The organism is Nocardia sp. CS682 (genome assembly GCF_004634405.1).
In the GTDB taxonomy this organism is placed as follows: domain Bacteria; phylum Actinomycetota; class Actinomycetes; order Mycobacteriales; family Mycobacteriaceae; genus Nocardia; species Nocardia ninae.
Map to the genome: position 1 here is coordinate 3,704,427 of NZ_CP029710.1, position 25,374 is coordinate 3,729,800.

1 protein-coding gene (cut by a window edge) is annotated in these 25,374 nt (G+C 70.2%); it reads right to left on the reverse strand.

Going from position 1 to position 25,374, the window contains the following annotated elements:
- A protein-coding gene (locus DMB37_RS16635; protein WP_135233501.1) for a non-ribosomal peptide synthase/polyketide synthase crosses the window boundary here: on the reverse strand, window positions 1-25,121 show its 5' portion. It extends 18,703 nt beyond the left edge of the window; only the first 25,121 of its 43,824 coding nucleotides appear in the window; the start codon lies at window positions 25,119-25,121; its stop codon lies off the left edge, out of view.
- Between the last annotated feature and the right edge of the window lie 253 nt (window positions 25,122-25,374).

A 25,374-nucleotide genomic window follows, 5' to 3' on the forward strand; every position in this document is an offset into this window, starting at 1 on the left:
TCGACACCGCTGACCGTCAGGCCCGGCAGTTCCAGGCTGTTCTGGCCGAGGTTCTGGAACGAGAGCAGCACCTGGAACAGCGGGTGCCGCGCCTGCGAGCGCGCCGGGTTCAGGATCTCGACCAGCCGCTCGAACGGCAGGTCCGCGTGCCCGAACGCGGCGATATCGGTGGCCCGCACGGTGCGCAGCAGATCGGTGAACGTCGCGGCGCTGTCGATCGGCGTCCGCAGCACCAGGGTGTTGACGAACATGCCGATCAGGTCGTCGAGCGCTCGCTCGCCACGGCCCGCGACCGGGGTGCCGATGGCGATGTCGCGCTCGCCGGACAGCCGGGCGAGCAGCACGGCCAGCGCGGTGTGCGCGACCATGAACAGCGTCGCGCCCCTGGTGCGAGCGAGTTCGGTGAGCCTGCCGTGGGTTTCGGCGTCGATCTCGAAGGTGTGCGTCGCGCCGCGGCCGGAGGCGACCGCGGGGCGCGGCCGGTCGGTGGGCAGGTCGAGCTGATCGGGCAGCCCGGCCAGCGAGTTCGACCAGTACGCGATCTGCTGGGCGATCACCGATTCCGGATCGTCCTCGTCGCCGAGCACGGCGCGCTGCCACAGCGCGAAGTCGGCGTACTGGACTTCCAGTGGCCGCCAGGCGGGTTCGCCGCCTTCGACGCGGGCACCGTAGGCGGTCATCACGTCTCGGGTCAGCGGGCCCATGGAGAAGCCGTCGGCCGAGATGTGGTGCACCACCAGGGCCAGCACGTGCTCGGTGGGGCTCACCTCGAACAGCCTGGCCCGGAACGGCACCTCGGTGGTGACGTCGAAGGCGGTGAGCACCAGCTCGGAAAGCCGTTGCGGCAGTTCGGCCTCGGTGACCTCGAAGGGCGCGAGGTCGGGGATCACCTTGCCGGTGGGCACGGTCTGCTGATGCGCGGTGCCGTCCACCTCCGGGTAGAAGGTGCGCAGCGACTCGTGGCGGGCCAGCACGTCGGCGACGGCGATCTGCAGCGCCTGCCGGTCGAGCAGACCGGACAGCCGCACCGCGGCCGGGATGTTGTCCACGGCCGAGTCCGGATCGAAGCGGTTCAAGAACCACATGCGCTGCTGGGCCAGCGACAGCGGCACCAGCGCGGGCCGCTGCTGCGGCACCAGGGCCGCCCTGGCACCGGCGCCTGCGTGCGTCTCCGCGCGGGCCGCGAGCGCGACCACGGTGGACGCCTCGAACAGCTCGCGGACGCCGAGATCGGTGTCCAGCGCGGCGGACAGCCGCGCCGCGACCTGGGTGGCGGACAGCGAGTTACCGCCGAGCGCGAAGAAGTCGTCGTCCAGGCCGACCCGTTCCACGCCGAGCACCTCGGCGAAGGTGGCCGCGACGATCTCCTCCACCGGCGTCGTCGGCGCGCGGAACACCGCGGCCTCGAACACCGGCGCGGGCAGCGCCTTGCGGTCCAGCTTGCCGGAGGCGTTGAGCGGGAACTCGTCGAGCACGAGCACCACCGACGGCACCATGTAGGCGGGCAACCGCTCCGCCAGGTCCTCGCGCAGCAGCTCGGTGTCCACCCGCACGTTCGGCGCGGGAATGACATAGGCGACGAGCTGGTCGCCGGTGTGCTGGTCACCGCGGACCACCACGACCGACTGGGCGACCTCGTCCAGCGCGGTGAGCGCGGTCTCGATCTCGCCGAGCTCGATCCGCAGACCGCGCAGCTTCACCTGGAAGTCGGTGCGGCCCAAGTACTCCAGCTCACCGGATGAAGTCCAGGCGACCAGGTCACCGGTGCGGTACATCCGCTCGCCCGCGGCACCGTAGGGGTTGGCCACGAAGCGGTCGCTGGTCAGATCCGGCCGCGCGACGTACCCGCGGGCCAGCTGGGTGCCCGCGAGATACAGCTCACCCGCGACGCCGACCGGCACCGGGCGCAGCCGCGCATCCAGCACGTACACCTGGGTGTTGTAGACCGGTGCACCGATCGGGACGGTGTCGGTATCGGTGTCGACGACCTCGTGGAAGGTGACGTCGACCGCGGCCTCGGTCGGGCCGTACAGGTTGTGCAGCGCCGCACCGGTCAGCTCACGCAGCCGATGCGCGGGCTTGGGCGGCAGCGCCTCACCGGAGGCGAACACCAGCCGCAGCGAATCACACTGCGCCGCAGCGGCATCGGCGACGAACACTGCCAGCATCGACGGGACGAAGTGGGTGACGGTGATCCGCTCGGTGCTGATCACCTCGGCCAGGTAGGCCGGATCGCGGTGCCCGTCCGGCTTCGCGACGACCAGGCGCGCACCGATCTGCAAGGGCCAGAAGAACTCCCACACCGACACGTCGAAGGTCGCTGGCGTCTTCTGCAACACCGCGTCGGTGGTGTCCAGCCGGTAGGCGGACTGCATCCACACCAGGCGGTTCACGATCGCCGCGTGCGAAACACCGACGCCCTTGGGGCGACCGGTGGAGCCGGACGTGAAGATCACGTACGCGGTGTTGGCCGGCCGCAGCGGCGCCCGGCGATCCGCATCGGTGATCGCCGCTTCGGAGAGCCCGCTCAGATCGAGCAGGTCGATGCGCACCTGCGCGGTATCGATATCGAGATCGGTACCGGAGGTCAGCACACACACCGGATCGGCGGTGGCCAGAATGTATTCCGTGCGCTCGGCCGGGTGATCCGGGTCCAGCGGCACGTAGGCGCCACCGGCCACCGCGACCGCGTACATGCCGACGACGAGATCGATCGAGCGCCGCATGCCAAGCGCCACATACGATTCCGCGCCGACACCGCGGGCGATGAGCCAGCGGGCCAGTTGGTTGACCTTCCCGGCGAACTCGTCGTAGGACAGATGTGTCCCCTCGAAGCTCAGCGCGGTCGCGTCGGGCGTGCGTGCGGCCTGCTCGTAGAACGTGGAGACGAGCGTCGCGGCCGCATCCACCTCGTGCGCGGTGTCGTTCCAGCCGGACACCACGAGCTCGCGCTCCGCGGTGTCGAGCAACTCGATATCGCCCACCGGCACAGTCGGTTCGGTGGTGATCGCGGTCAGTACGCGGATCAGACGGTCGGCGATGCGCCGCACGGTCTGCTCGTCGAACAGGTCACGCAGGTAACCCGCGCGGATCCGCAGTCGCGAATCCAGCTGTGCGATAAGGGTCAACGGGTAATGGGTGGCATCGGCCGCGTCGAGACCGACCACCGCCATACCGTCGATGTCCGAGGCCTGTTCCTGGAGTCCCGCGGCATCCACCGGGTAGGACTCGAACACCACCAGCGTGTCGAACAGGCCACCGATGCCCGCGGCGGACTGGATGTCCGCGAGGCCGACGTAGTGGTGATCGAGCAGATCCGCCTGCTCGCCCTGGGTCCGGGCCAGCAGCTGCTGCGCGGACTCCGCCGGGTCGAAGCGCACCCGCACCGGCACGGTGTTGATGAACAGGCCGACCATCGACTCCACGCCGGACAGGTCCGCGGGGCGTCCGGACACCGTGGTGCCGAACAGCACGTCGTCCCGGCCGGTCATCCGGCCGATGAGGATGCCCCACGCGGTCTGCAGCACGGTGTTCGGCGTGACGCCGAGCGAGCCGGCCAGCGCGGTGAGCCGCGCGGTGGCCGCCTGGTCGAGCTCGAAGAAGTACTCGCCGGACAGCGAGGTGATCTCGCGCCCGGCATCCGGGCGGGCCAGCAGCGTCGGCTCGGTGACGCCGCGCAGCGCGTCGGTCCACGCGGCCACCGAGGCCGAATGATCCTGCTGCGCGGTCCATTCCAGGAAGTGCCGGTAGGACCGCACGGCGGGCAGCACACTGGTGTCCGCGTGTGCCGCGTACAGCACGAGCAGGTCCTGCATGAGCAGCGGCATGGACCAGCCGTCGAGCAGGATGTGGTGGTTGGCCACCACGAACTGCCAGCGGTCGCGCGCCACCTGGATCAGCGTGAAGCGGATCAGCGGCGGCTCGGTCAGATCGAAGCGCTGCGTGCGGTCGGCGGCGATGAGGTCGTCGCCGTTGCCCTGCTCGATCCGGTCGTGCTCGGACCAGGCGACCCGGACGCTGTCCAGCACCACCTGCACCGGGCTGCCGTCCCGATCGGTGACGAACGCGGTGCGCAGGTTCTCGTAGCGGTCCACCAGAGCCTGTGCGGCCGAACGCAACCGGGCCGCGTCCACCCGGCCGGTGAGGGTGAGCACCGCCTGCGCGGTGTACACGTCCACCGAGGTGGCGGCGAGCCTGGCGTGGAACAGCAGACCGGCTTGCAGCGCGGACAGCGGCCAGATATCGGCCAGGTTCGGGAAGCGCCGCTCCCAGCCGTCGATGTCGCCCTGTGTGCTGCGCACCAGCGCGAAGTCCGACGGCGTGTGACCGCCCGCGCCGGTCGAATTGGCGTGCTGGGCAACCGCTTCCAGCGCGGTCGTCCACAGCTCGCCGAATTCGCGCACGGCGGCGGCGTCGAGCAGCGTCGCCGGGTAGCCGATGTTCGCGGTCAGCTTGTCGCCGACCACGATCGCGTTGATGTCCAGCGGCGCCATCGCGGGCATGTCCGCGTCGTAGGCCCCGCCCAGCGCGCCGAGCTCGGCGGCCGGGATCCAGCCGAAGCCGCGCAGCGACTCGGGCACATCGCCCTCCGCGACGCGGCCGAGGTAGTTGAAGCTCACCTGGCCGGGCAGCTCGCCGGGCAGTTCGGCGGCGGTCTCCGGGTTCAGGTAGCGCAGCAGGCCGTACCCGACACCCTTGTCCGGCACCGCGAGCAGCTGCTCCTTGATCGCCTTGACGGCCTGACCCAGTGCGGGTCCGCCGGCCAGCGCGGCATCGATGTCGATGCCGGACAGCTCGAAGCGGACCGGGAAGATCGCGGTGAACCAGCCGACCGTGCGCGAGAGGTCCGCGCCGGGCACGATGTCCTCTTCGCGGCCGTGGCCCTCCAGGCGGATCAGCAGCGACTCGTCGCCGCGGGTACCGGCCCGGCGCGCCCGCCACTTGGCGGTCGCCAGGGCCAGCGCGGTGAGCAGACCGTCGTTCACGCCGCCGTGGAACAGGGCGGGCACCTTGGTCAGCAGGGCCTTGGTGACCTCGGCGGACACCTCGACCTGCAGCTTCTCGATTACACCCGAGGTGTCGATCGCCGGGTCCATCGGACGCTCGGTCAGCAGCGGATCAGCGGCGTCGACCACCGAACGCCAGTGGTCGAGTTCGGCGACCCGCTCGGCACTGCGGGCCTCGCGTTCGAGCGCGTGCGCCCAGGCCCGCATCGAGGTGGCCGGTGCGACCAGCTCGGGCTGCTGGCCCGCGGTGCGCTGGCCCCAGGCCGCGACGAAGTCCGGTACCAGGATGCGCCAGGAGACACCGTCGACCACCAGGTGGTGGCCGACGACGATCAGCCGTCCGGCGCGCTCGCTGCCCGAAGGCTCCAGCCAGACGAACCGAATGACAACACCCGCAGCGGGATCGAGCCGATCCAGCGAGGAATCCAGTGCGGCGGAAGCGATCTCGATCAGCTCGGCGTCATCGGCGGCGGCATCGAAGGTGACGTGGTCGACCAGCGCGTCCACGTCGACGGTGCCGGGAGCGGCGGTTTCGAGGAGCCACTCCCCCTCGACCTGCCGCAGGCTCGCCCGGAGCATGTCGTGCCGGTCGATGACCGCGCCGGCGGTCGCGACGATGCCCGCCCGGTCGATGCCGACCGGCAGCTCCAGCGCGAGGGTCTGATTGAACCGGCTGAACGAACCGCGCCGCTCCGCCATGAACCGCACCACCGGGGTCAGCGGCATCGGGCCGACGCCACCGCCGGGCAGTTCGGCGAGCACCACGGCCGAAGCCGCCGCGGCGTCCGCGGTCTCGGCCACCGCGGCCAGGCCGGCCACGGTGCGCTGCTCGAAGACGTGCCGTGGGCTGAAGACCACCCCGCGCGCCTTGGCCCGCGACACCAGCTGGATGGAGACGATGCTGTCGCCGCCCAGCGCGAAGAACGAATCGTCGACGCCGACCCGTTCCACACCGAGCACCTCGGCGAAGACTTCGGCAATGGTCTGCTCGACCGGCGTGCGCGGCGCCCGGAACACGACCTCGGTCGCGAACACCGGCTCCGGCAACGCCTTTCGGTCCAGCTTGCCCACCGGGGTGAGCGGCACCCGATCGATCACCATGATCGAGGACGGCACCATGTACGCGGGCAGCCGCTCCTCGACGAAGCCGGTCAGCGCCGCGACGTCGATCGAACGACCCGGTGCCGCAACGACATACGACACCAGCGAGGTGGCGCCGGCCGAGCCCTTGTGGCCGACGGTGACCGCGAAGTCGACGTTCTCGTGCGCGGCCAGTGCCGCGTCGATCTCGCCGAGCTCGATGCGGAAACCGCGCACCTTGACCTGGAAGTCGGACCGGCCGACGTACTCGACCTCGCCCGTGCGCGTCCAGCGGACCACGTCACCGGTGCGGTACATCCGGGCGCCGGGAACGGCTGGATTCGCCACGAAACGGTCGGCGGTCAGGCCGGGCCGCGCGTGGTAGCCGCGGGCCAGCTGGATGCCCGACAGATAGAGCTCACCTGCGACACCCACCGGAACGGGCCGGAGTTGGGCGTCCAGGACCAGCGACTGCATGCCGCGGGTCGGGCCACCGATGGTGACCAGATCACCCGGCGTCAGCGCGTCGCTGATGTTGGTCATGATGGTGGTCTCGGTCGGGCCGTAGCCGTTGTGGAAGCGTCGGCCCGAACCGTCCGGCGCGCCACCCCACTTGGTGACCAGATCGGCGGGCACCGCCTCACCGCCGGCCACGATCACCCGCATGTCGGCCAGCGCGGCCGGATCGAGCGAGGCGAGCACCGACGGCGTGATGAACGCGTGCGTGACGCGCTCGGCGCGGATCAGCTCGGCCAGTTCCTCGCCGCCGTACACACCGGTCGGGCAGACCACCAGGGTGCCGCCGCGGCCGATCGCCAGCAGGAACTCGAGGATCGAGGCGTCGAAGCTCGGCGACGCGAAATGCAGTGCGCGCGTGGATGAGTCGACGTCGTAACGAGCGTTCTGCTCGTCCCGGAAGTTGGCAAGACCGGCGTGGGTGACCACGACGCCCTTGGGCACACCGGTGGATCCGGAGGTGTAGATGACATAGGCCGGGTGCACCGGGCTGACCGGCCGCACCCGATCGGCATCGGTGATCGCGGCCGCGTCGAAGCCGGACAGCTCCAGCTCGTCCAGCACCAGCCATTCGACCGAGTCCGGCAGGTCGGCGCGCACCGAGGTGACGGTCAGGCCGACCGGGGAGCCCGAGTCGGTGACCATGTGCGCGATGCGGTCGGCCGGGTAGGTCGGGTCGATCGGCACGAAGGCCGCACCGGACTTGGCGACCGCCCATTCGGCGAAGTAGGAGTCGTCCGAGCGCGGCACCGCGACCGCGACCAGATCCTCGGTACCGAGACCACGCTCGATCAGCAAGCGGGCCAACCGGTTCGAGCGTTCGTCGAGCTCACCGTAGGACGTGGTCCTGCCCTGGAACACGACGGCGGGGGCCGCCGGGTCGATGGCGGCGGCCTCGGCCAGCAGCTCCGGCAGCGTGCGCGGCGGCGTGGCCTGCGCGCCGGTGCGTGCGGTGAGGTCGGCCCGCTCGGCGGCGTCGAGCACGTCGATCCGGCCGACCGCGACGGCCGGGTTCGCGGCGATCGCCTCGAGCACCCGCTGCCAGCGCTGCGCGATCTCGGCGGCGGTCGACTCGTCGAACAGGTCGGTGGCGTAGGTGAGCGCCAACGCCATGCCCGCCGTGCCGGGTTCGCCCTGCTCCGACAGCGTGAACTGCAGGTCGAAGCGCGCCACGTTCTCTTCGAGATCCAGCGCCGACACCGACAGGCCCGGCAGCTCGAGGGTGGTGCGGTCCAGGTTCTGGAAGGCCAGCATCACCTGGAACAGCGGGTTGCGCGCCTGCGAGCGTTCCGGTGCGAGCAGCTCCACCAGTCTTTCGAAGGGCACGTCGGCGTTGCCGTAGGCATCGAGGTCGGTGCGCCGCACCCGATCGACCAGCTCGGTGAACGATTCACCGGCGTCGATCCCGGTGCGCAGCACCAGGGTGTTGACGAACATGCCGACCAGGTCGTCGAGCGCCTGCTCGCCGCGGCCCGCGATCGGCGTGCCGACCGCGATGTCGTCGGCGCCGGACAGCCGCGACAGCAGCACCGTCAGCGCGCCGTGCATCACCATGAACAGCGACGCACCGCGTTGGCGCGCAATGTCTTCCAGCGCCGTGATCAGCTCGGCGGGCAGCTCGCGGTGCAGCGTGGCGCCGCGCAGCGAGGCGATCGCCGGGCGCGGCCGGTCCGCGGGCAGGGTCAGCTCGTCCGGGACACCGTCGAGCACCCGCTGCCAGTGCGCCACCTGGCGCGCCATCAGCGAGTCCGGATCGTCCTCGGTGCCGAGGACCTCACGCTGCCAGACCGCGAAGTCGGCGTACTGCACGGCCAACGGCGCCCAGCCGGGCGCGCTGTCCTGGGTGCGGGCCGAGTAGGCGAGCATCACGTCGCGGGTCAGCGGCCCCATGGAGAAGCCGTCGGCCGCGATGTGATGCACCACGACGACGAGCACGTGCTCGTCCGGGCCCGCGCTGTAGAGCCTGGTACGCAGCGGAACCTGTTCGGCCACATCGAATCCGGTGGTGACGAAGTCGGTCACCACGGCGGTCAGATCGGCCGGATCCACCTGCACCGGATGCAGGTCGAGCGCGATGTTCTCGGCGGGCACGATCACCTGGACCGGGGTGCCACCGTGCTCCGGATAGCGGGTGCGCAGCGATTCGTGCCTGCGCACCACGTCGGCCACCGCCAACCGCAGCGCGGCCACATCGAGCGCGCCGGTCAGCCGGATGGCGATCGGCAGGTTGTAGGCCGCCGAGGAGGTGTCGTACTTGTTCAGGAACCACATGCGCTGCTGCGCGAACGACAGCGGCACCAGCGCGTCGGCCGGCCGGGGCCGAGCGACCAGGCGAGCCCGGGCGGCACCGTCGGCGTGCGACTCCACCCTGGCGGCCAGCGCCGCCACGGTGGGCGCCTCGAACAGCGCGCGCACCGCGACCGTGGTGCCGAGCGCGGCGCCGATGCGGGAGACGACCCTGGTGGCGATGAGCGAGTTGCCGCCGAGCTCGAAGAAGTCGTCGTCGACGCCGACCCGCGGCAGATCGAGCACCTCGGCGAACACCGCGGCCACGGTTTCCTGCACCGGGGTGACGGGCGCGCGGAAGGCGCGGGCCTGCACGGCGGGGGCGGGCAGCGCGCGCCGATCGAGCTTTCCGTTGACCGTCAACGGAATCCACTCGAGCCGCACCAGCGCCGAGGGCACCATGTACGACGGCAGCCGCTCGGCGGCGCCGTCGCGGACCTGATCGAGCACCGGGACCACATCGGGCTCGGCGACGACATAGGCCACGATCCGCTGGTCACCCGGCTGGTCCTCGCGCACGATGACCGCCGCCTGGGCGATGCCCGGCTGGGCCAGGATCGCGGACTCGATCTCGCCGAGCTCGATGCGGAAGCCGCGCACCTTCACCTGATCGTCGGCGCGGCCCAGGTATTCGAGCTCGCCGAAGCGGTTCCAGCGCGCGAGGTCGCCGGAGCGGTACAGGCGCGAGCCCGCCGCGTCGGAGCCGCCGAGCGGGTTGGCGACAAATCGGGTGGCCGACAGATCGGGGCGGCCGAGGTAGCCGCGCGCCAATTGCGGTCCCGCGACATACATCTCGCCCGCGACACCGACCGGGACCGGCCGCAGCCGGTTGTCGAGCACGTACACCCGCAGGCCTGCGATGGCCCGGCCGACCACGCTGCCGGAGGCGGCCGCGATGGTCGCGGCGTCCAGCGCGCGGTAGGACACGTGCACCGTGGTCTCGGTGATGCCGTACATGTTGACCAGCAGCGGTGCCGAATCACCGTGGCGGGCAACCCAGTCCGATAGCCTGCGCAGTTCGAGGGCCTCGCCGCCGAACACCACGTAGCGCAGGGCCAGCGGTGCGGCGTCCGGCGCGGCGTTGCGATCCGCCTCGGCCAGTTGGTAGAACGCGGACGGGGTCTGGTTGAGCACCGTGACCCGTTCGGCGCGCAGCAGTTCCAGGAACTGCTCGGGCGAGCGCGAGGTGTAGTAGTCGACCACCACGAGGGTGCCGCCGAACAGCAGCGGTCCCCACAGCTCCCACACCGAGAAGTCGAAGGCGTAGGAGTGGAACAGCGTCCACACGTCGTCGGGGCCGAAACCGAAGTCCCGATCGGTATTCGCGAACAGCCGCACCACATTCCGGTGCGCGACCGCGACACCCTTGGGGCGGCCGGTCGAGCCGGAGGTGTAGATCACGTACGCGACATGGTCGGGCGAGAGCGCCGCGTTCCGGTCGGCGTCGGTGATCGGCGCGTCGTCGGCGTCCTCGATATTGCCGGTCTCCACGGCGAAGCCGTCCAGCACCACGCTCGGCAGCCGCACCGGCACCGTCACCTGGACCGTCGAGTCCAGGATCACGCTGGTCGGCTGGGAATCGGCGAGCACGTAGGCGATGCGCTCGGCCGGGTAGGTCGGGTCGACCGGCACATAGCCCGCGCCCGTCTTCACCACCGCGACCAGCGCGACCACCAGGTCGAGCGAGCGCGGCAGGATCACCGCGACCAGCGACTCCGGCCCGGCACCGTCCGCGATCAGCCTGCGCGCCAGCACATTCGCGCGCCGGTCCAGCTCGCTGTAGGTCAGCGTCTCGACGCCGAAGCGGGCCGCGATGCGGTTCGGGTGCGCGGCCACGGCCGCGTCGAACACGGTCACCAGCGTGGTCTCGGGATCCCCGAAAAGACCTGCGCTGTATCCATTGGTGGCGCTCCCGGTGCGCTCCGTGGTTACGCGGGCTGCCGCCTCCGCGCCCGTCGCTCGCGCCACGGCGTCCATTCCGGACGACACCCAGCGCTGGGAGACATCGAGGCGCTCGGCCTCGCCGAGCAGGTCGATATCGCCGACGGCAATCTCGGGATCCTCAGCGACGGCCTGCAGCACACGCACCAGGCGGTCGGCGAACGAGGCCACCGTCTCCGGGTCGAACAGCTCGGTCGCGTAGTTCCAGGACATGGCCAGCGCGCCGTCGGCGGTCTCGCCCACGGTCAGCTGCACGTCGAACTTGGCGGTGCCCGAGTCGAACTCGACGACGTCGAGGTCGAGGCCGGGCAACTGCACGGTGCCCATCTCGGCTGCCGAGGCAGCTTCGAAGGTCAACGCGACCTGGAACAGCGGGTGATGCGCCTGCGAGCGGGCCGGGCTGATCACATCGACCAGCCGCTCGAACGGCACGTCGGCATTGCCGAAGGCGGCCAGGTCGGTCCGGCGCACCTGCTCGAGCAGGTCGCTGAACCGCGCGGCCGGGTCGACCTCGCTGCGCAGCACCAGCGTGTTGACGAACATGCCGACCAGGTCGTCGAGCGCCCGTTCGCCACGTCCGGCGATCGGGGTGCCGATGGCGATGTCGGTGCTGTTGGACAGCCTGCCCGCCCACGCGGCCAGCGCGGCGTGCACGACCATGAACAGCGTGACGCCGCGGCGGCGGGCCAGCTCGGCCAGTGCGGCGTGCAGTTCGGCATCGACGGAGAAGCCGTGCGTGCCACCGGCATTGGAGGCGATTTCCGGACGCGGGCGGTCGGCGGGCAGCTCGATCTGATCGGGCAGATCGCGCAGCTGCTCGACCCAGTAGGCGATCTGCTGGGCGGCCACCGACTCCGGATCGTGCTCGACGCCGAGCACGTCGCGCTGCCACAGCGCGTAGTCGGCGTACTGCACCTCGAGCGGTGCCCAGGCGGGCGTCTCGCCGCGGGTCCGCTCGCTGTAGGCGACGACCACGTCGCGCAGCAGCGGCCGCAGCGAGAAACCGTCGGCGCTGATGTGGTGCATGACCAGCACCACAACGTGATTGCGCTCATCGAGCCTGAGCAGGCTTGCGCGGAAGGCGATCGCGCGGGTGACGTCGAAGTGGTAGCTCGCCAGCTCGACGATGCGCGCGGGCAGCTCGGCCGCGGTGACCGGCTCGGCGGTGACCGCGAACGACACCTCCGAGACGGGCAGGATCCGCTGGTAGCCGGTGCCTTCCACCTCGGGGTAGACGGTGCGCAGCGCCTCGTGGCGGGCCAGCACGTCCCCGATCGCGGCGTTGAGCGCGTCGACGTCGAGGTCGCCGGTGAGCCGGATGGCGACCGGGATGTTGTTGACCGCCGTGCGGTTGTCGAACCGGTTGAGGAACCACATCCGCTGCTGGGCGAGCGAGAGCGGCACCAGATCGGTGCGCTCCTGCGGCACCAGCGGCGCCCGGCCGCCCTGTCCCGCAGCAGTTTCCACCCGGGCGGCGAGCGCGGCGACAGTCGACGCCTCGAACAGCACGCGCACCGGAACCTGAGTGTCCAACGCCTCGCCGAGTCGCGCGGCCACCTGGGTCGCCACCAGCGAGTTGCCACCCAGCTCGAAGAAGTCGTCGTCCAGGCCGACCCGCTCGACACCGAGCACGGCGGCGAAGGTGTCGGCGACGATCTCCTGCACCGGGGTGCTCGGCGCGCGGAAGGTCTTGGCCGCGAACGTCGGTTCCGGCAGCGCCTTGCGGTCCAGCTTGCCGGAGGGGTTCAGCGGGAACTCGTCGAGCTCCACGTAGGCCGAGGGCACCATGTACGCGGGCAGCTGCCCGCCGAGCGCGGCCTTGACCGACTCGACATCCAACGCGCGGTCCGGGTTGCCGACCACGTAGGCGACGAGCTGATCGCCGGTGCGCTCGTCGGTGCGCACCAGCACCACCGCCTGCGCCACCGATTCCAGTGCGGTGAGCGCGTTCTCGATCTCGCCGAGCTCGATCCGCAGACCACGCAGCTTCACCTGGAAGTCGGTGCGGCCCAAGTACTCCAGCTCGCCGTCCGCGGTCCAGGAGACCAGGTCACCGGTGCGGTACATCCGCTCGGCCTCGCCGAACGGGTTCGCGATGAACCGCTCGGTGGTGAGGTCCGGGCGGGCCACGTAGCCGTGGGCCAGCTGCGCGCCGGCCAGATACAGCTCGCCGGGCACGCCGACCGGGACCGGCCGCAGCCGCGAATCCAGCACGTACACCTGGGTGTTGAACACCGGGGCGCCGATCGGCACCGAGCTGGTGTCGGCCTCGGTCACCTCGTGGAAGGTGACGTCGACGGCGGCCTCGGTGGGGCCGTACAGGTTGTGCAGCCGAGCGCCGGTCAGCGCGCGCAACCGCTGCGCGGTGACCGCGGGCAGCGCCTCACCGGAGGCGAAAACATTACGCAGGCTGCCGCATTCGGCCGCCCGCTCCTCGGCGACGAACACCGAGAGCATCGACGGCACGAAGTGCACCGTGGTGACGCGCTCCTCGATGATCAGGCGCGCCAGGTAGGCGGGATCGCGGTGGCCGTCCGGCTTGGCGACCACCAGACGGGCGCCGACCTGCAAGGGCCAGAAGAACTCCCACACCGACACGTCGAAGGTGGCGGGCGTCTTCTGCAGCACCACGTCGTAGGCCGCGAGGCCGTACTCCGCGTGCATCCAGACCAGGCGGTTGACGATGGCCGCGTGCGAGACCGCGACACCCTTCGGGCGACCGGTCGAGCCCGAGGTGAAGATCACGTAGGCGGTGTTGGCCGGGCGCAGCGGCTTGTGCCGGTCCGCATCGGTCAGCGGCGCGTCGGAGAACTCGGACAGGTCGAGCTGGTCGATGCGCACCTGGCGCGAGCCCGTCGACTCCAGGTCGGTGCCGGAGGTCAGCACGCACACCGGGCGCGCGGTCTCCAGGATGTAGTCGGTGCGCTCGGCCGGGTGATCCGGATCCAGCGGCACGTAGGCGCCGCCCGCCGCGTTCACCGCGTACATGCCGACGACCAGATCGATCGAGCGCCGCATGCCAAGCGCCACATACGATTCCGGGCCGACGCCGTTCTGCTTGAGCCAGCGCGCCAGGCGGTGCACCCGCGCGGCGAACTCGGCGTAGGACAGACTTGTCCCCTCGAAGGTCACCGCGTGCGCGTCGGGCGTGCGCGCGACCTGTGCTTCGAACAGCGAAACCAGGGTCGCGGCGGCATCGCCGACCGGCGAGGTGAGGGCCGCGTCCACCGGGAATTCGGTGTCGTTCCACTGCTCGACGACCAGCGCGCGCTCGGCCGGGTCAAGCAACTCGATATCGCCCACCGCCGCCGTCGGTGCGGCGGCGACGCCGCCGAGCACGCGAAGGAAGCGCTCGGCGAAGGTGTTCGCGAAGGCGACGTCGAAAAGATCGGTGGCGTAAAGCAATTCGGCGTCCATCGACGCTTCGGTGCCCTGCACCTCGCTCAGCGTGAGTTGCAGGTCGAACTTCGCGGTCGGCTGGTCGATGCCGAGCTCGGACACCGTCAGGCCCGGGAGCTCGAGCGATGCGCGGCCCAGGTTCTGGAACGACAGCATCACCTGGAACAGCGGATGGCGCGCCTGCGAACGGGCCGGGTTGAGCACCTCGACCAGCCGCTCGAACGGCACGTCGGCGTGCGCGAAGGCCTGCAGGTCGCGTTCCCGGACCTGCGCGAGCAGCTCGGCGAACGACGCGTCGGTGTCGACCTGGGCGCGCAGCACCAGGGTGTTGACGAACATGCCGACCAGGTCGTCGAGCGCCTGCTCGCCGCGACCCGCCACCGGGATGCCGATGGCGATGTCGTCGGAGCCGCTCAGCCGGGCGAGCAGTGCCGCGAAGGCGCTGTGCACCACCATGAACAGCGTGGTGCCGTGCGCGTGCGCGACCCGGTTCAGCTCGTCGATCAGCTCGCCGGGCACCCGGAAGCGGTGTGTCCCAGCCTGATACGACGCGACGGCGGGCCGGGGACGCCCGGCCAGGCGCAGCTCGTCGGGCAGGCCGGCGAGTGCGGTGCGCCAGTAGTCGAGCTGCTCGGAGATCAGCGAGGTCGGATCGTCCTCGGAGCCGAGCGTCTGCCGCTGCCACAGCGCGAAATCCACGTACTGGACCGCGAGCGGCGGCCAGCCCGGCTCGACGGCCGAGGTGCGCGCCACATAGGCGGTCATCAGGTCGCGGACCAGCGGGCGCATCGAGAAGCCGTCCGCCGCGATGTGGTGCACCACGACCACCAAGACATAGTCCTGGTCGCCGAGCTGGTAGGCGCGCAGCCGCACCGGCGGCTCGGCCGTCACGTCGAAGCCACGCTCGACGAATTCGTACATGGCGCCGAGCAATTGGCCCTCGGCGACCGGGAAGACCTCCAGGTCCGGGATCGCCCTGGTGGCGGGCAGCACCCGCTGGTAGGCGAGGCCGTCCTGGGACGGGTAGACGGTGCGCAGCGATTCGTGCCGCGCGACCACGTCGGCGACCGCGCCACGCAGCGCGTCCAGATCCAGCGCGCCCTCCAGCCGCACCGCGGCCGGAATGTTGTTGGCGGCGGAGTCGGCGTCGAAGCGGTTGAGGAACCACATCCGCTGCTGCGCGAGCGAGAGCGGCGGGTGCTCGGGGCGCACCTGTGCCGTCAGCGCCTGGCGCGCACCGGTTCCGGCCCGCGACTCGACCCTGGCGGCCAGCGCGGCCACCGTCGGCGCCTCGAACAGCGCACGCACACCGACCTCGGTGTCCAGCGCCGCGCTCAGCCGCGCCACCACCTGGGTGGCGACCAGAGAGTTGCCGCCGAGCTCGAAGAAGTCGTCGTCCACGCCGACGCGCGGCAGCCCGAGCAGCTCGGCGAAGACCTCCGCGACGATCTCCTCGATCGGGGTGGCCGGGGCACGGAACACCTTGGCCTCGAACACCGGAGCGGGCAGCGCCCTGCGATCGAGCTTGCCGCTGGCATTGACCGGGAAGGAGTCAAGCACGACCAGCGCGGCCGGAATCATGTAGCCGGGCAGCGATTCGGCCAGCGCGGCCTTGACCGCGTCCGGGTCGATCACCGAATCCGATTCGGCGACAACGTAACCCACCAGCTGATCGCCCGCGTGCGGGTCGGTCCGCACCACGACGACCGACTGCGCGACACCGGGCTGCGCGAGCAGCGCGGCCTCGATCTCGCCGAGCTCGATCCGCAGACCGCGCAGCTTCACCTGGAAGTCGGTGCGGCCCAAGTACTCCAGCTCACCGTCGGCCGTCCAGGTAACGAGGTCACCGGTGCGGTACATCCGCGCGCCTGGGGCGCCGTACGGATTGGCGACGAAGCGATCCGAGGTCAGGTCCGCGCGGCCGAGATAGCCGACGGCCAGCTGATCGCCCGCGAGATAGAGCTCACCCGCGACACCCGGTGCGACGGGGTGCAACCTGGCATCGAGCACGAAGACGCGGGTGTTCCACACCGGCCTGCCGATCGGCACCGAGACCGTGTCCGCGTCCGTCGCTTCGTGATACGTGACGTCGACGGCGGCCTCGGTCGGGCCGTACAGGTTGTGCAGCCTGGCGCCGGTCAGCTCGCGCAGCCGCTGCGCGGTCTGCGCGGGCAGCGCCTCACCGGAGGCGAACACCTGCCGCAGCCGCGAGGACGGGTAGCCGTCCGCGTCACCGGACTCGGTGCCGAGGGTGGAGACGAACACCGACAGCATCGACGGCACGAAGTGCGCCGTGGTGATGCCCTGCTCGGCGATGAGCTGCGCGAGATACACCGGGTCGCGGTGGCCGTCCGGCTTCGCGACGACCAGGCGGGCTCCGGTCTGCAAGGGCCAGAAGAACTCCCACACCGACACGTCGAAGGTGGCGGGCGTCTTCTGCAGCACGGCGTCGGCGGGACCGATCGGGTACTCGTGCTGCATCCACAGCAGCCGGTTGACGATCGCGGCATGGCTGACCGCCACGCCCTTCGGCCGCCCGGTCGAACCCGAGGTGAAGATGACGTAGGCGGTGTTGTCCGGCCGAAGTGGCCGGGTGCGTTCGGCATCGGTGATCGGCGCACCGCTGGAGGCGGCCATGCCCGGCACGCCCTCGATGCCCTCGATCGCGATGACCGAGACCTCACGCTGCAGGTCGATGCCGAACCCGTCGGCGGACCGGTACAGGATCATCCGCGGGCGCGCGGTGTCCACGATGTGGTTGATCCGGTCGGCGGGCTGATCCGGGTCCAGCGGCACGTAGGCCGCACCAGTCTGCAGCACCGCGTACATCGCGATGACCAACTCGTTGGAGCGGCGGATCGACAGTGCGACAAGAGATTCCGGGCCGACACCGGCCTTGATCAGCTGCCTGGCGATGCGGTTGGCCCGCACCTGCAGTTCCCGGTAGGTGAGCCGTTCCTCGTCGAAGACCAGCGCCACCGCGTCCGGCGTCGCCGCGGCCTGCGCGTCGAACAGCGAGACCAGCGTCTCGGCGGGCACCTGGTGCGCGGTGTCGTTCCAGTCGACCAGTACCTGCGCCTGCTCTTCGGACGCGAGCAGATCGATGTCGCCGATCGGCACCGTCGGGTCGGCGGTGACCGCCGCGAGCACGCGGTCCAGTCGCCGCGCGAACGCGGCCACCGTGTCCGGGTCGAAAAGGTCTTCGGCGTAAGAGAATTCGGCCGACATGCCGGCCGCGTCGCCCAGCTCGTCCTGGGTCTCCTGCAGAGTCAGCTGGAGGTCGAACTTGGCCAGGCGCGCGTCGTAGTCGATGCCGTTGACCGAGAGGCCGGGCAGTTCCAGGCTGGCCTGCCTGGTGTTCTGGAAGGTCAGCATCACCTGGAACAGCGGATGGCGCGCCTGCGAGCGCGCCGGGTTGAGCACCTCGACCAGCCGCTCGAACGGCACGTCCGCGTGCGCGAACGCGTGCAGATCCTTCTCCCTGGCCTGCGCGAGCAGGTCCGCGAAGCTCGCCGCGCCGTCGACGTCGGTGCGCAGCACGAGCGTGTTGACGAACATGCCGATCAGGTCGTCCAGCGCGGCCTCACCGCGCCCGGCCACCGGCGTGCCGATGGCGATGTCGGCGGTGCCGCTGGCGCGGGCCAGCAGCACGGCCAGCGCGCTGTGCATCACCATGAACAGCGAGGCGTTGTGCCTGCGGCCCAGATCGACCAGCGCGCGCTGGGTTTCCCCGGAGATGACGAACGGGTAGGTGCCGCCGCGATACGACGCGGCGGCGGGCCGCGGGCGATCCGAGGGCAGCACCAATTCGTCGGGCAGATCGGCGAGTTCGCGGGTCCAGTACCGAATTTGGTTGGAGATCAGCGAACTCGGGTCGTCCTCGGAGCCGAGGACCTCGCGCTGCCACAGCGCGTAGTCCGCGTACTGGACGGGCAGCGCCGACCAGGCCGGCGCCTCCCACGAGGTGCGCGCGGCGTAGGCCACCATCACGTCGCGGGCCAGCGGGCCCATCGACCAGCCGTCGGCGGAGATGTGGTGCACCACCATGCCGAGCACGTACTCGGTCTCGCTGATCTCGAAAAGCCTTGCGTGCAAAGGCACTTCGTTGGTCACGTCGAACGCCATCGAGGCGAGCTGGACCAGATGGTCGATCAGGTTGTGCTCGGTCACCGGCACCGGCGTCAGGTCGGGCACGATCTGCGCCGCGTCCAGCACCACCTGCACCGGCCCGGTCTTGGTCTCCGGGAACACGGTGCGCAGCGACTCGTGCCGGTCGATCACGTCGATGACCGCGACCTGCAGTGCGGCCACGTCGAGATCGCCGGAGAGCCGGATGGCGACCGGGATGTTGTTGACCGCCGAGGCGGTATCGAACCGGTTGAGGAACCACATGCGCTGCTGGGCGAGCGACAGCGGCACCTCCTCCGGGCGGTTGCGGGCCACCAGCGCCTTGCGCGCGCCGTCACCGGCGTGCGACTCCACCCGGGCCGCGAGCGCGGCAACGGTGGACGCCTCGAACAGCATGCGCACCGGCACCCGGGTGTCCAGCGCGATACCGAGGCGCGAGGCGACCTGGGTCGCGATCAGCGAGTTGCCGCCGAGCTCGAAGAAGTCGTCGTCGACGCCGACCCGGTTGATGCCGAGCACCTCGCCGAAGATCTGCGCGACGATCTCCTCGATCGGCGTTGTCGGCGCACGGAATTCGCGCACCTCGAACACCGGCGCGGGCAGCGCCTTGCGGTCCAGCTTGCCGCTCGGGTTGAGCGGGAACGCCTCCAGCACCACGATCGCCGACGGCACCATGTAGGCGGGCAGCGTGCGATGCAGCGCGTTCTTGATGTTGTCGATGTCGACCGGGCCCGCCGGGGTGACCACGTAGGCGACGAGCTGATCGCCTGCGACGGTGTCCATGACGAGCACGACCGCCTGGGTGACGGCCGGGTGGTCGAGCAGCGCGGCCTCGATCTCGCCGAGCTCGATGCGCTGGCCGCGGAACTTCACCTGGAAGTCGGTGCGGCCGATGTACTCCAGCACGCCCGCGGCGCCGACCTCGGGATCGCGCGGCTCGACCCAGCGCACCAGGTCACCGGTGCGGTAGAGCCGGGCGCCGGGCGCGCCGAACGGGTCGGCGACGAAGCGCTCCGCGCTCAGGTCGGGGCGGCCGTGGTAGCCGCGGGCGGTCTGCACGCCGCCCAGGTACAGCTCGCCGGGCACCCCGACCGGGACCGGGGCCAGGCCCGCGTCGAGCACATAGGCCTGCGCGTTCCACACCGGGCGGCCGATCGGCACCGAGCTGGGGGCCACCTCGTTGAGGTGCCAAGCGGTGGCGTGCACGGTGAATTCGGTCGGGCCGTACAGGTTGTGCATCGCGGCGGTGGAGAACTGCCGGAACGCGGTGACGGTGGCGGGCGGCAGCGCCTCACCGGCGACCAGAACCGCACGCAGCGAAGCACATTCGGCAGTCGACGCGGCGCCGGCGAACACCGAGAGCATCGACGGCACGAACGAGGTCATGGTGACGTGGTGGCGGCCGATGATCTCCGACAGGTACATCGGATCGCGGTGCCCGTCCGGCGCGGCGATGAGCATGCGGGCGCCGACGGCCAAGGTGCCGAACAGTTCCCACACCGACACGTCGAAGGTGACCGGGGTCTTCTGCAGGATCACGTCGGCGGGGCCGATGCGGTATTCGCCGGTGATCCAGGCGATCTGGTTGAGCACGGAGGCGTGGCTGACCGCCACACCCTTGGGCCGACCGGTCGAGCCGGAGGTGTAGAGCACGTAGGCGGTGTTCGCGGGGCGCAGCGGCCCACGCCGCTCCGCGTCGGTGACCGGCTCGTCGCCGAACTCGCTCAAATCCAACGTGTCGAGGGCGAGTATCGGGCAGTCGGCCGACTTGACGTCATCGGACAGCGTGGTCAGCACGCACACCGGCGTGGAGCTGGCCAGCACGTACTCGGTGCGCTCGGCCGGGTGATCGGGGTCGATCGGCACGTAGCCGCCGCCCGCGGTCATGGTGGCGTAGATGGCGATCAGCATGTCCACCGAGCGGCGGATACCGACGGCCACCAGGGTTTCCGGGCCGACGCCCTCGGCGATCAGCTTGCGCGCCAGGCGATTCACCCGAGCCGAGAATTCGGCATAGCTCAGCTGTACCTGCGGGCCGAACTCGCCTGCGCTGCGGGTACCGCCGTCGAACAGCACGGCGATGTCGTCGGGCCGTTGCCGGACCTGTTCCTGGAACAGGTCGAGGACGGTCGCCGCGGGCAGTTCGTGCGCGGTCTGGTTCCAGCCGGTGAGCACGGTCGTGCGCTCGGCGTCGTCGAGGATGTCGATATCGCGGACCGCGGTGTGCGGTGTGCTGACGGCGGCTTCGAGCACGCGCAGGTAGCGGCGGCCGAACTCGGCGACGGTGGCGGCGTCGAACAGGTCGGTGGCGAAGGAGACCACAGTGGCCATGCCCGCCGGTTCGCCTTGGGCGCCACGCTCTTCGGTGACGGTCCACTGCAGGTCGAACTTGGCGATGTCGACGTCGAGTTCGTCGGCGGTGACCGAGAGCCCGGGCAATTCCAGTGTCGCGTGCGACATTTCCTGGAACGACAGCATCACCTGGAACAGCGGATGCCTGGCCTGCGAGCGGGTCGGGTTGAGCACCTCGACGAGGCGCTCGAACGGCACGTCGGCGAACGCGAACGCGGCGAGGTCGGTTTCCCTGGTGCGCGCGAGGAATTCGGTGAACGGCTCGCTGCCGTCCACCTCCGAGCGCAGCACCAGCGTGTTGACGAACATGCCGATCAGGTCGTCGAGGGCCTGCTCGCCACGCCCGGCGACCGGGGTGCCGATGGCGATGTCGTCGGTGCCCGACAGACGAGCCAGCAGCACGGCCAGGGAGGCGTGCATGACCATGAACAAGCTGACGCCCTGGGCCCGGGCCAAGGCCGAAAGCCGTTGGTGCAGTTCGGCATCGATGTCGAAGCTGACCCGGCCACCGTTGAAGCTCTGCACCGGCGGGCGCGGGCGGTCGGTGGGCAGGTCGAGCTGATCGGGCAGCCCGGCCAATGCCCGGCGCCAGTAGGCGATTTCGCGGGCCGCCATCGAACCGGGATCGGATTCGGCGCCGAGCAGCTCGCGCTGCCAGACGCTGAAGTCCTGGTACTGCACCGGCAGCGGCGCCCAGCTCGGCGCCTGCCCCGCGGCGCGCGCGAGGTAGGCGGCGGCCACATCGCGGGCCAGCGGGCCGAACGAGAAGCCGTCCGCGGCAATGTGATGCACCACGAACGCGACCGCGTAATCGGCGGCACCGTTGTCCCGGCCACCGGTCACCGCGTAGACCCGGACCCGGATCGGCAGCTCGCGGGAGACGTCGAAACCGGTGGATGCGAACGCGGTGAGCACGCCCTGGAGTTCGGCCTCGGCGATCGGCTCGACCGTGATGCCCAGATCCACCTGGTCCATCGGCAGCACCTGCTGGTAGCCGCCGTCACCGGACTCCGGGAAGATCGTGCGCAGCGATTCCTGGCGCGCCACCACGTCGGTCAGCGCGGCCTGCAATGCGTCCAGATCGACCTGGCCGCGCAACCGCACCACGAACGGCAGGTTGTAGGCGGGCACCGTCGAGTCGAACTGGTTGATGAACCACATCCGCTGCTGCGACAGCGACAGCGGCACCCGCTCGGGCAGCTGCTGGGCCACCAGCGGCGGCCTGGCACCCTCGGTGGCGGTGGCGTTTTCGGCGCGGGCGGCGATCCCGGCCACGGTCGGCGACTCGAACAGCGCCCGCACCCCGATCTGGGTACCGAACGCCACGCCGATCCGCGAGACCACCTGGGTCGCGACCAGCGAGTTGCCGCCGAGGTCGAAGAAGTTGTCATCGATGCCGATGCGGTCCTGGCTCAGCACGTCGGCGAAGATGCCCGCCACGATCTGCTCGGCCTGGGTCCGCGGCGCGCGGAAGCTGGTCTCGTCCACGCTGAACACCGGCTCCGGCAGCGCTTTACGGTCCAGCTTGCCGGAGGTGTTGAGCGGGAAGGCGTCCAGCACCATGACCGACGCGGGCACCATGTAGCTCGGCAGCTTCTCGGCCGCGAACCTGGTCAGCTCCGTCGGATCGACCGAATGCCCCGGCGCGGGAACGACATACGCGACCAACTGCTGACCGGTGGCGGTATCCATCACCAAGACCACGGCCTGGCTGACCGCCGGATGGGCCAGCAGATCGGTCTCGATCTCACCGAGCTCGATGCGCTGACCACGGAACTTCACCTGGAAGTCGGTGCGGCCGATGTATTCCAGCGTGCCTGCGTCGTTCCAGCGCACCAGGTCACCGGTGCGATACATGCGTTCGCCATTGGCGGACAACGGATTCGCGACGAAGCGATCCGCGCTCAGATCCGGACGGCCGCGATACCCGCGGGCCAGCTGACGGCCACCCAGGTACAGCTCACCCGGCGCGCCGATGGCGGCCGGGCGCAGCCGCGAATCCAGCACGTAGACCGAGACATTCCACTCCGGGATGCCGATCGGCACGGTCACCGTGTCGGCGGCGGTCGCCTCCCAGTAGGTCACCGAGACCGCGGCCTCGGTGGGGCCGTACAGGTTGTGCAAGCCGGCCGAGGTGATCGCGCGGAAACCCGCTGCGGTCTCCGGCGGCAACGCCTCGCCGATCACGAAAACCGCACGCAGCGTGGCACATTGCGCCGGGGTCGCGTGCGCGACGAACACCGTCAGCATCGACGGCACGAAGTCGGTCACGGTGACCCCGTGCCGCTCGATCATGTCCGCGACGTAGAGCGGGTCGCGATGGCCGTCGGGCGCGGCGATGACCAGCTTCGCACCGACCAGCAACGGCAGGAAGTAACCCCACAGCGACACGTCGAACGTGGTCGCGGTCTTCTGCAGGTACACGTCGTCGGCGGTCAGCCGGTACTCGTCGAGCATCCACAGCTGCTGATTGACGATCGCGTGATGGGTGACCGCAACGCCCTTGGGGCGACCGGTCGAACCCGAGGTGTAGATGACGTAGGCGGTGTTGTCCGGGCGCAGCGGCGCGAGCCGATCCGCGTCGGTCACCGGCTCGGCGGAGTACTCCGACACGTCCAGGGTGTCGATCCGCACCTGCCGCACCGAGTCCGGCAGTTCCAGCTCGTCCGCGGACAGCGTCAGCACACAGACCGGTGCCGCGCTGTCGAGGATGTAGGCGGTGCGATCGGCCGGATGATCCGGGTCGATCGGCACATACGCGCCACCGGCCTTCAGCACCGCGTGCATGCCGATGACCAGCTCCAACGACCGCCGCATCCCCAGCGCGACCAGCGATTCCGGGCCGACCCCGTCGGCGATCAGGTACCGGGCCAGCCGGTTGACCCGCGCATCGAACTCGGCGTAGGTGAGCGTCGCACCCTCGAAATCGAGAGCGATATTGTTCGGCGCCAACGGCATCTGCGCATCGAGCAGCGCGGACAGCGTGGTGACCGGCACGTCCTCGGCCGAGTCGTTCCACTCCAGCAGCGAACGCTCCCGCTCGGCCGCGGTGGTGAGGTCCAGTGCCCAGATCGCGGCGTCCTGGTCGGCCGCGAGGAACCGGTCGAAGAACTCGAGGAAACGCGAATGATGCCGCCGCGCTTCGTCTTCGGTGTAGAGGTTCGGGTTGGTCTCGAAGTCGATGTGCGAGCGGGTGCCCGCGACCGACTGGTAGAAGTTGACGCCGAGGTCCTCGATGCTGCCGGTGGACAGCACGTGCAGCTGGCCGACCATCGGGCCCATCACCAGCTCGTCGTGGAACAGCATGATGTTGACCCACGGGCCGAAGAACTCGGTGGTCACCACGCCGTCACCGGCCGCGTCCCGGCGGATGTCCTCGTGCCGGTAACGCTGGTGCCGCAGCGCACCGGACACCGCCACCGTCACCTGCTGGAGCAGTTCCCCGACGGTCGTGCCGTGGCCGACGTGCAGCCGTAGCGGCACGATGTTCGACGAGACACCGCCGGAGCGGCGCATCGCCGCGGTGGTGCGCGCGGTCACCGGCAGGCTCAGGATGACGTCCTCGACGCCGTTCCACTGCGCCAGATAACCGGCGAACGCGGCGAGCAGCAGCCCGGCCGGCGACGAATCATGGCGCCGCACAGCCGCATCGAGCAGCGCGTTCTGGTCGTCGGACAGCGCGGCGCTGGCGATGCCGTTGATCGCGGCGGGCGGGGCGGACCGGCCGGTCAGGCTGGTGCCTTCCTCCAGCCCGGCGACCCGCTCGGCCCAGTACTCCTTGTCGGTGCCGAAGCGCTTGCTCTCGCGGTAGGCGATTTCCTGCTCATAGAGCGTGTGCAGATCGGTCGCCTTGGACGCGGCGGGCTCGGTGCCGTTGACGTAGGCGGTGTAGAGCTCGGCGATCCGGTTCAGGTTGGTCATGGCGCCGAAGCCGTCGAGCGCGATGTGATGCGCCCGCGAGTACCAGTACCAGTGGTCGTCGGCCAGTTGCAGCGCCGCGATCATGATCAGCCGGTCGGTGGTCAGGTCCATCGGGCGGCTGTACTCGGCCCGCATCCACGCCATCGCGGCCGCGGCCGGATCGGCCTCGTCACGCAGGTCTACATAGGTGACGTCGTCGTAGTCGGCGATGCCGTGATCGATGAACTGCAACGGCTCGCCGTCGCGTTCGATGATGCGCAGGAAGCCCGAGCCGAGCTCGTGCGAGGTGTCGATGCTCGCCTGTTTCAGGATCTCGACATCCAGCACACCGTGCAGGTCCACGTACTGCGCGATGTTGACCGGCACCTGCGGGTCGACATGCTGCGCGTACCAGATGCCCAGCTGTGCAGGAGACAGCGGGAAGTAGTCCGAACCAGCGTGCGCCCGTTCGCCACCAGCTTCGCCGTTTCCGCCGAAATCCAGCCGGTCCAACCGTAACCTCGCTTCCGGAACACCACGCAAGCGCTCCCCGACGACACCCGGACAGGACGCTCACCTATCCCAGCGTGGCGCCCGCGTCTCGGGGTTCAATTCTCATAATCAATCAGGCAAAAAAGCTCATTGGCACTATCTGTCCGCCAGGGTGACCTTGTTACATAGGCGCGACCGCGCCCACTACCCGCCGACCGGCGATGCCGGGAACCTCGCTACAAGTCACCGAACCAATCTACCGTCGTCGGCCGCA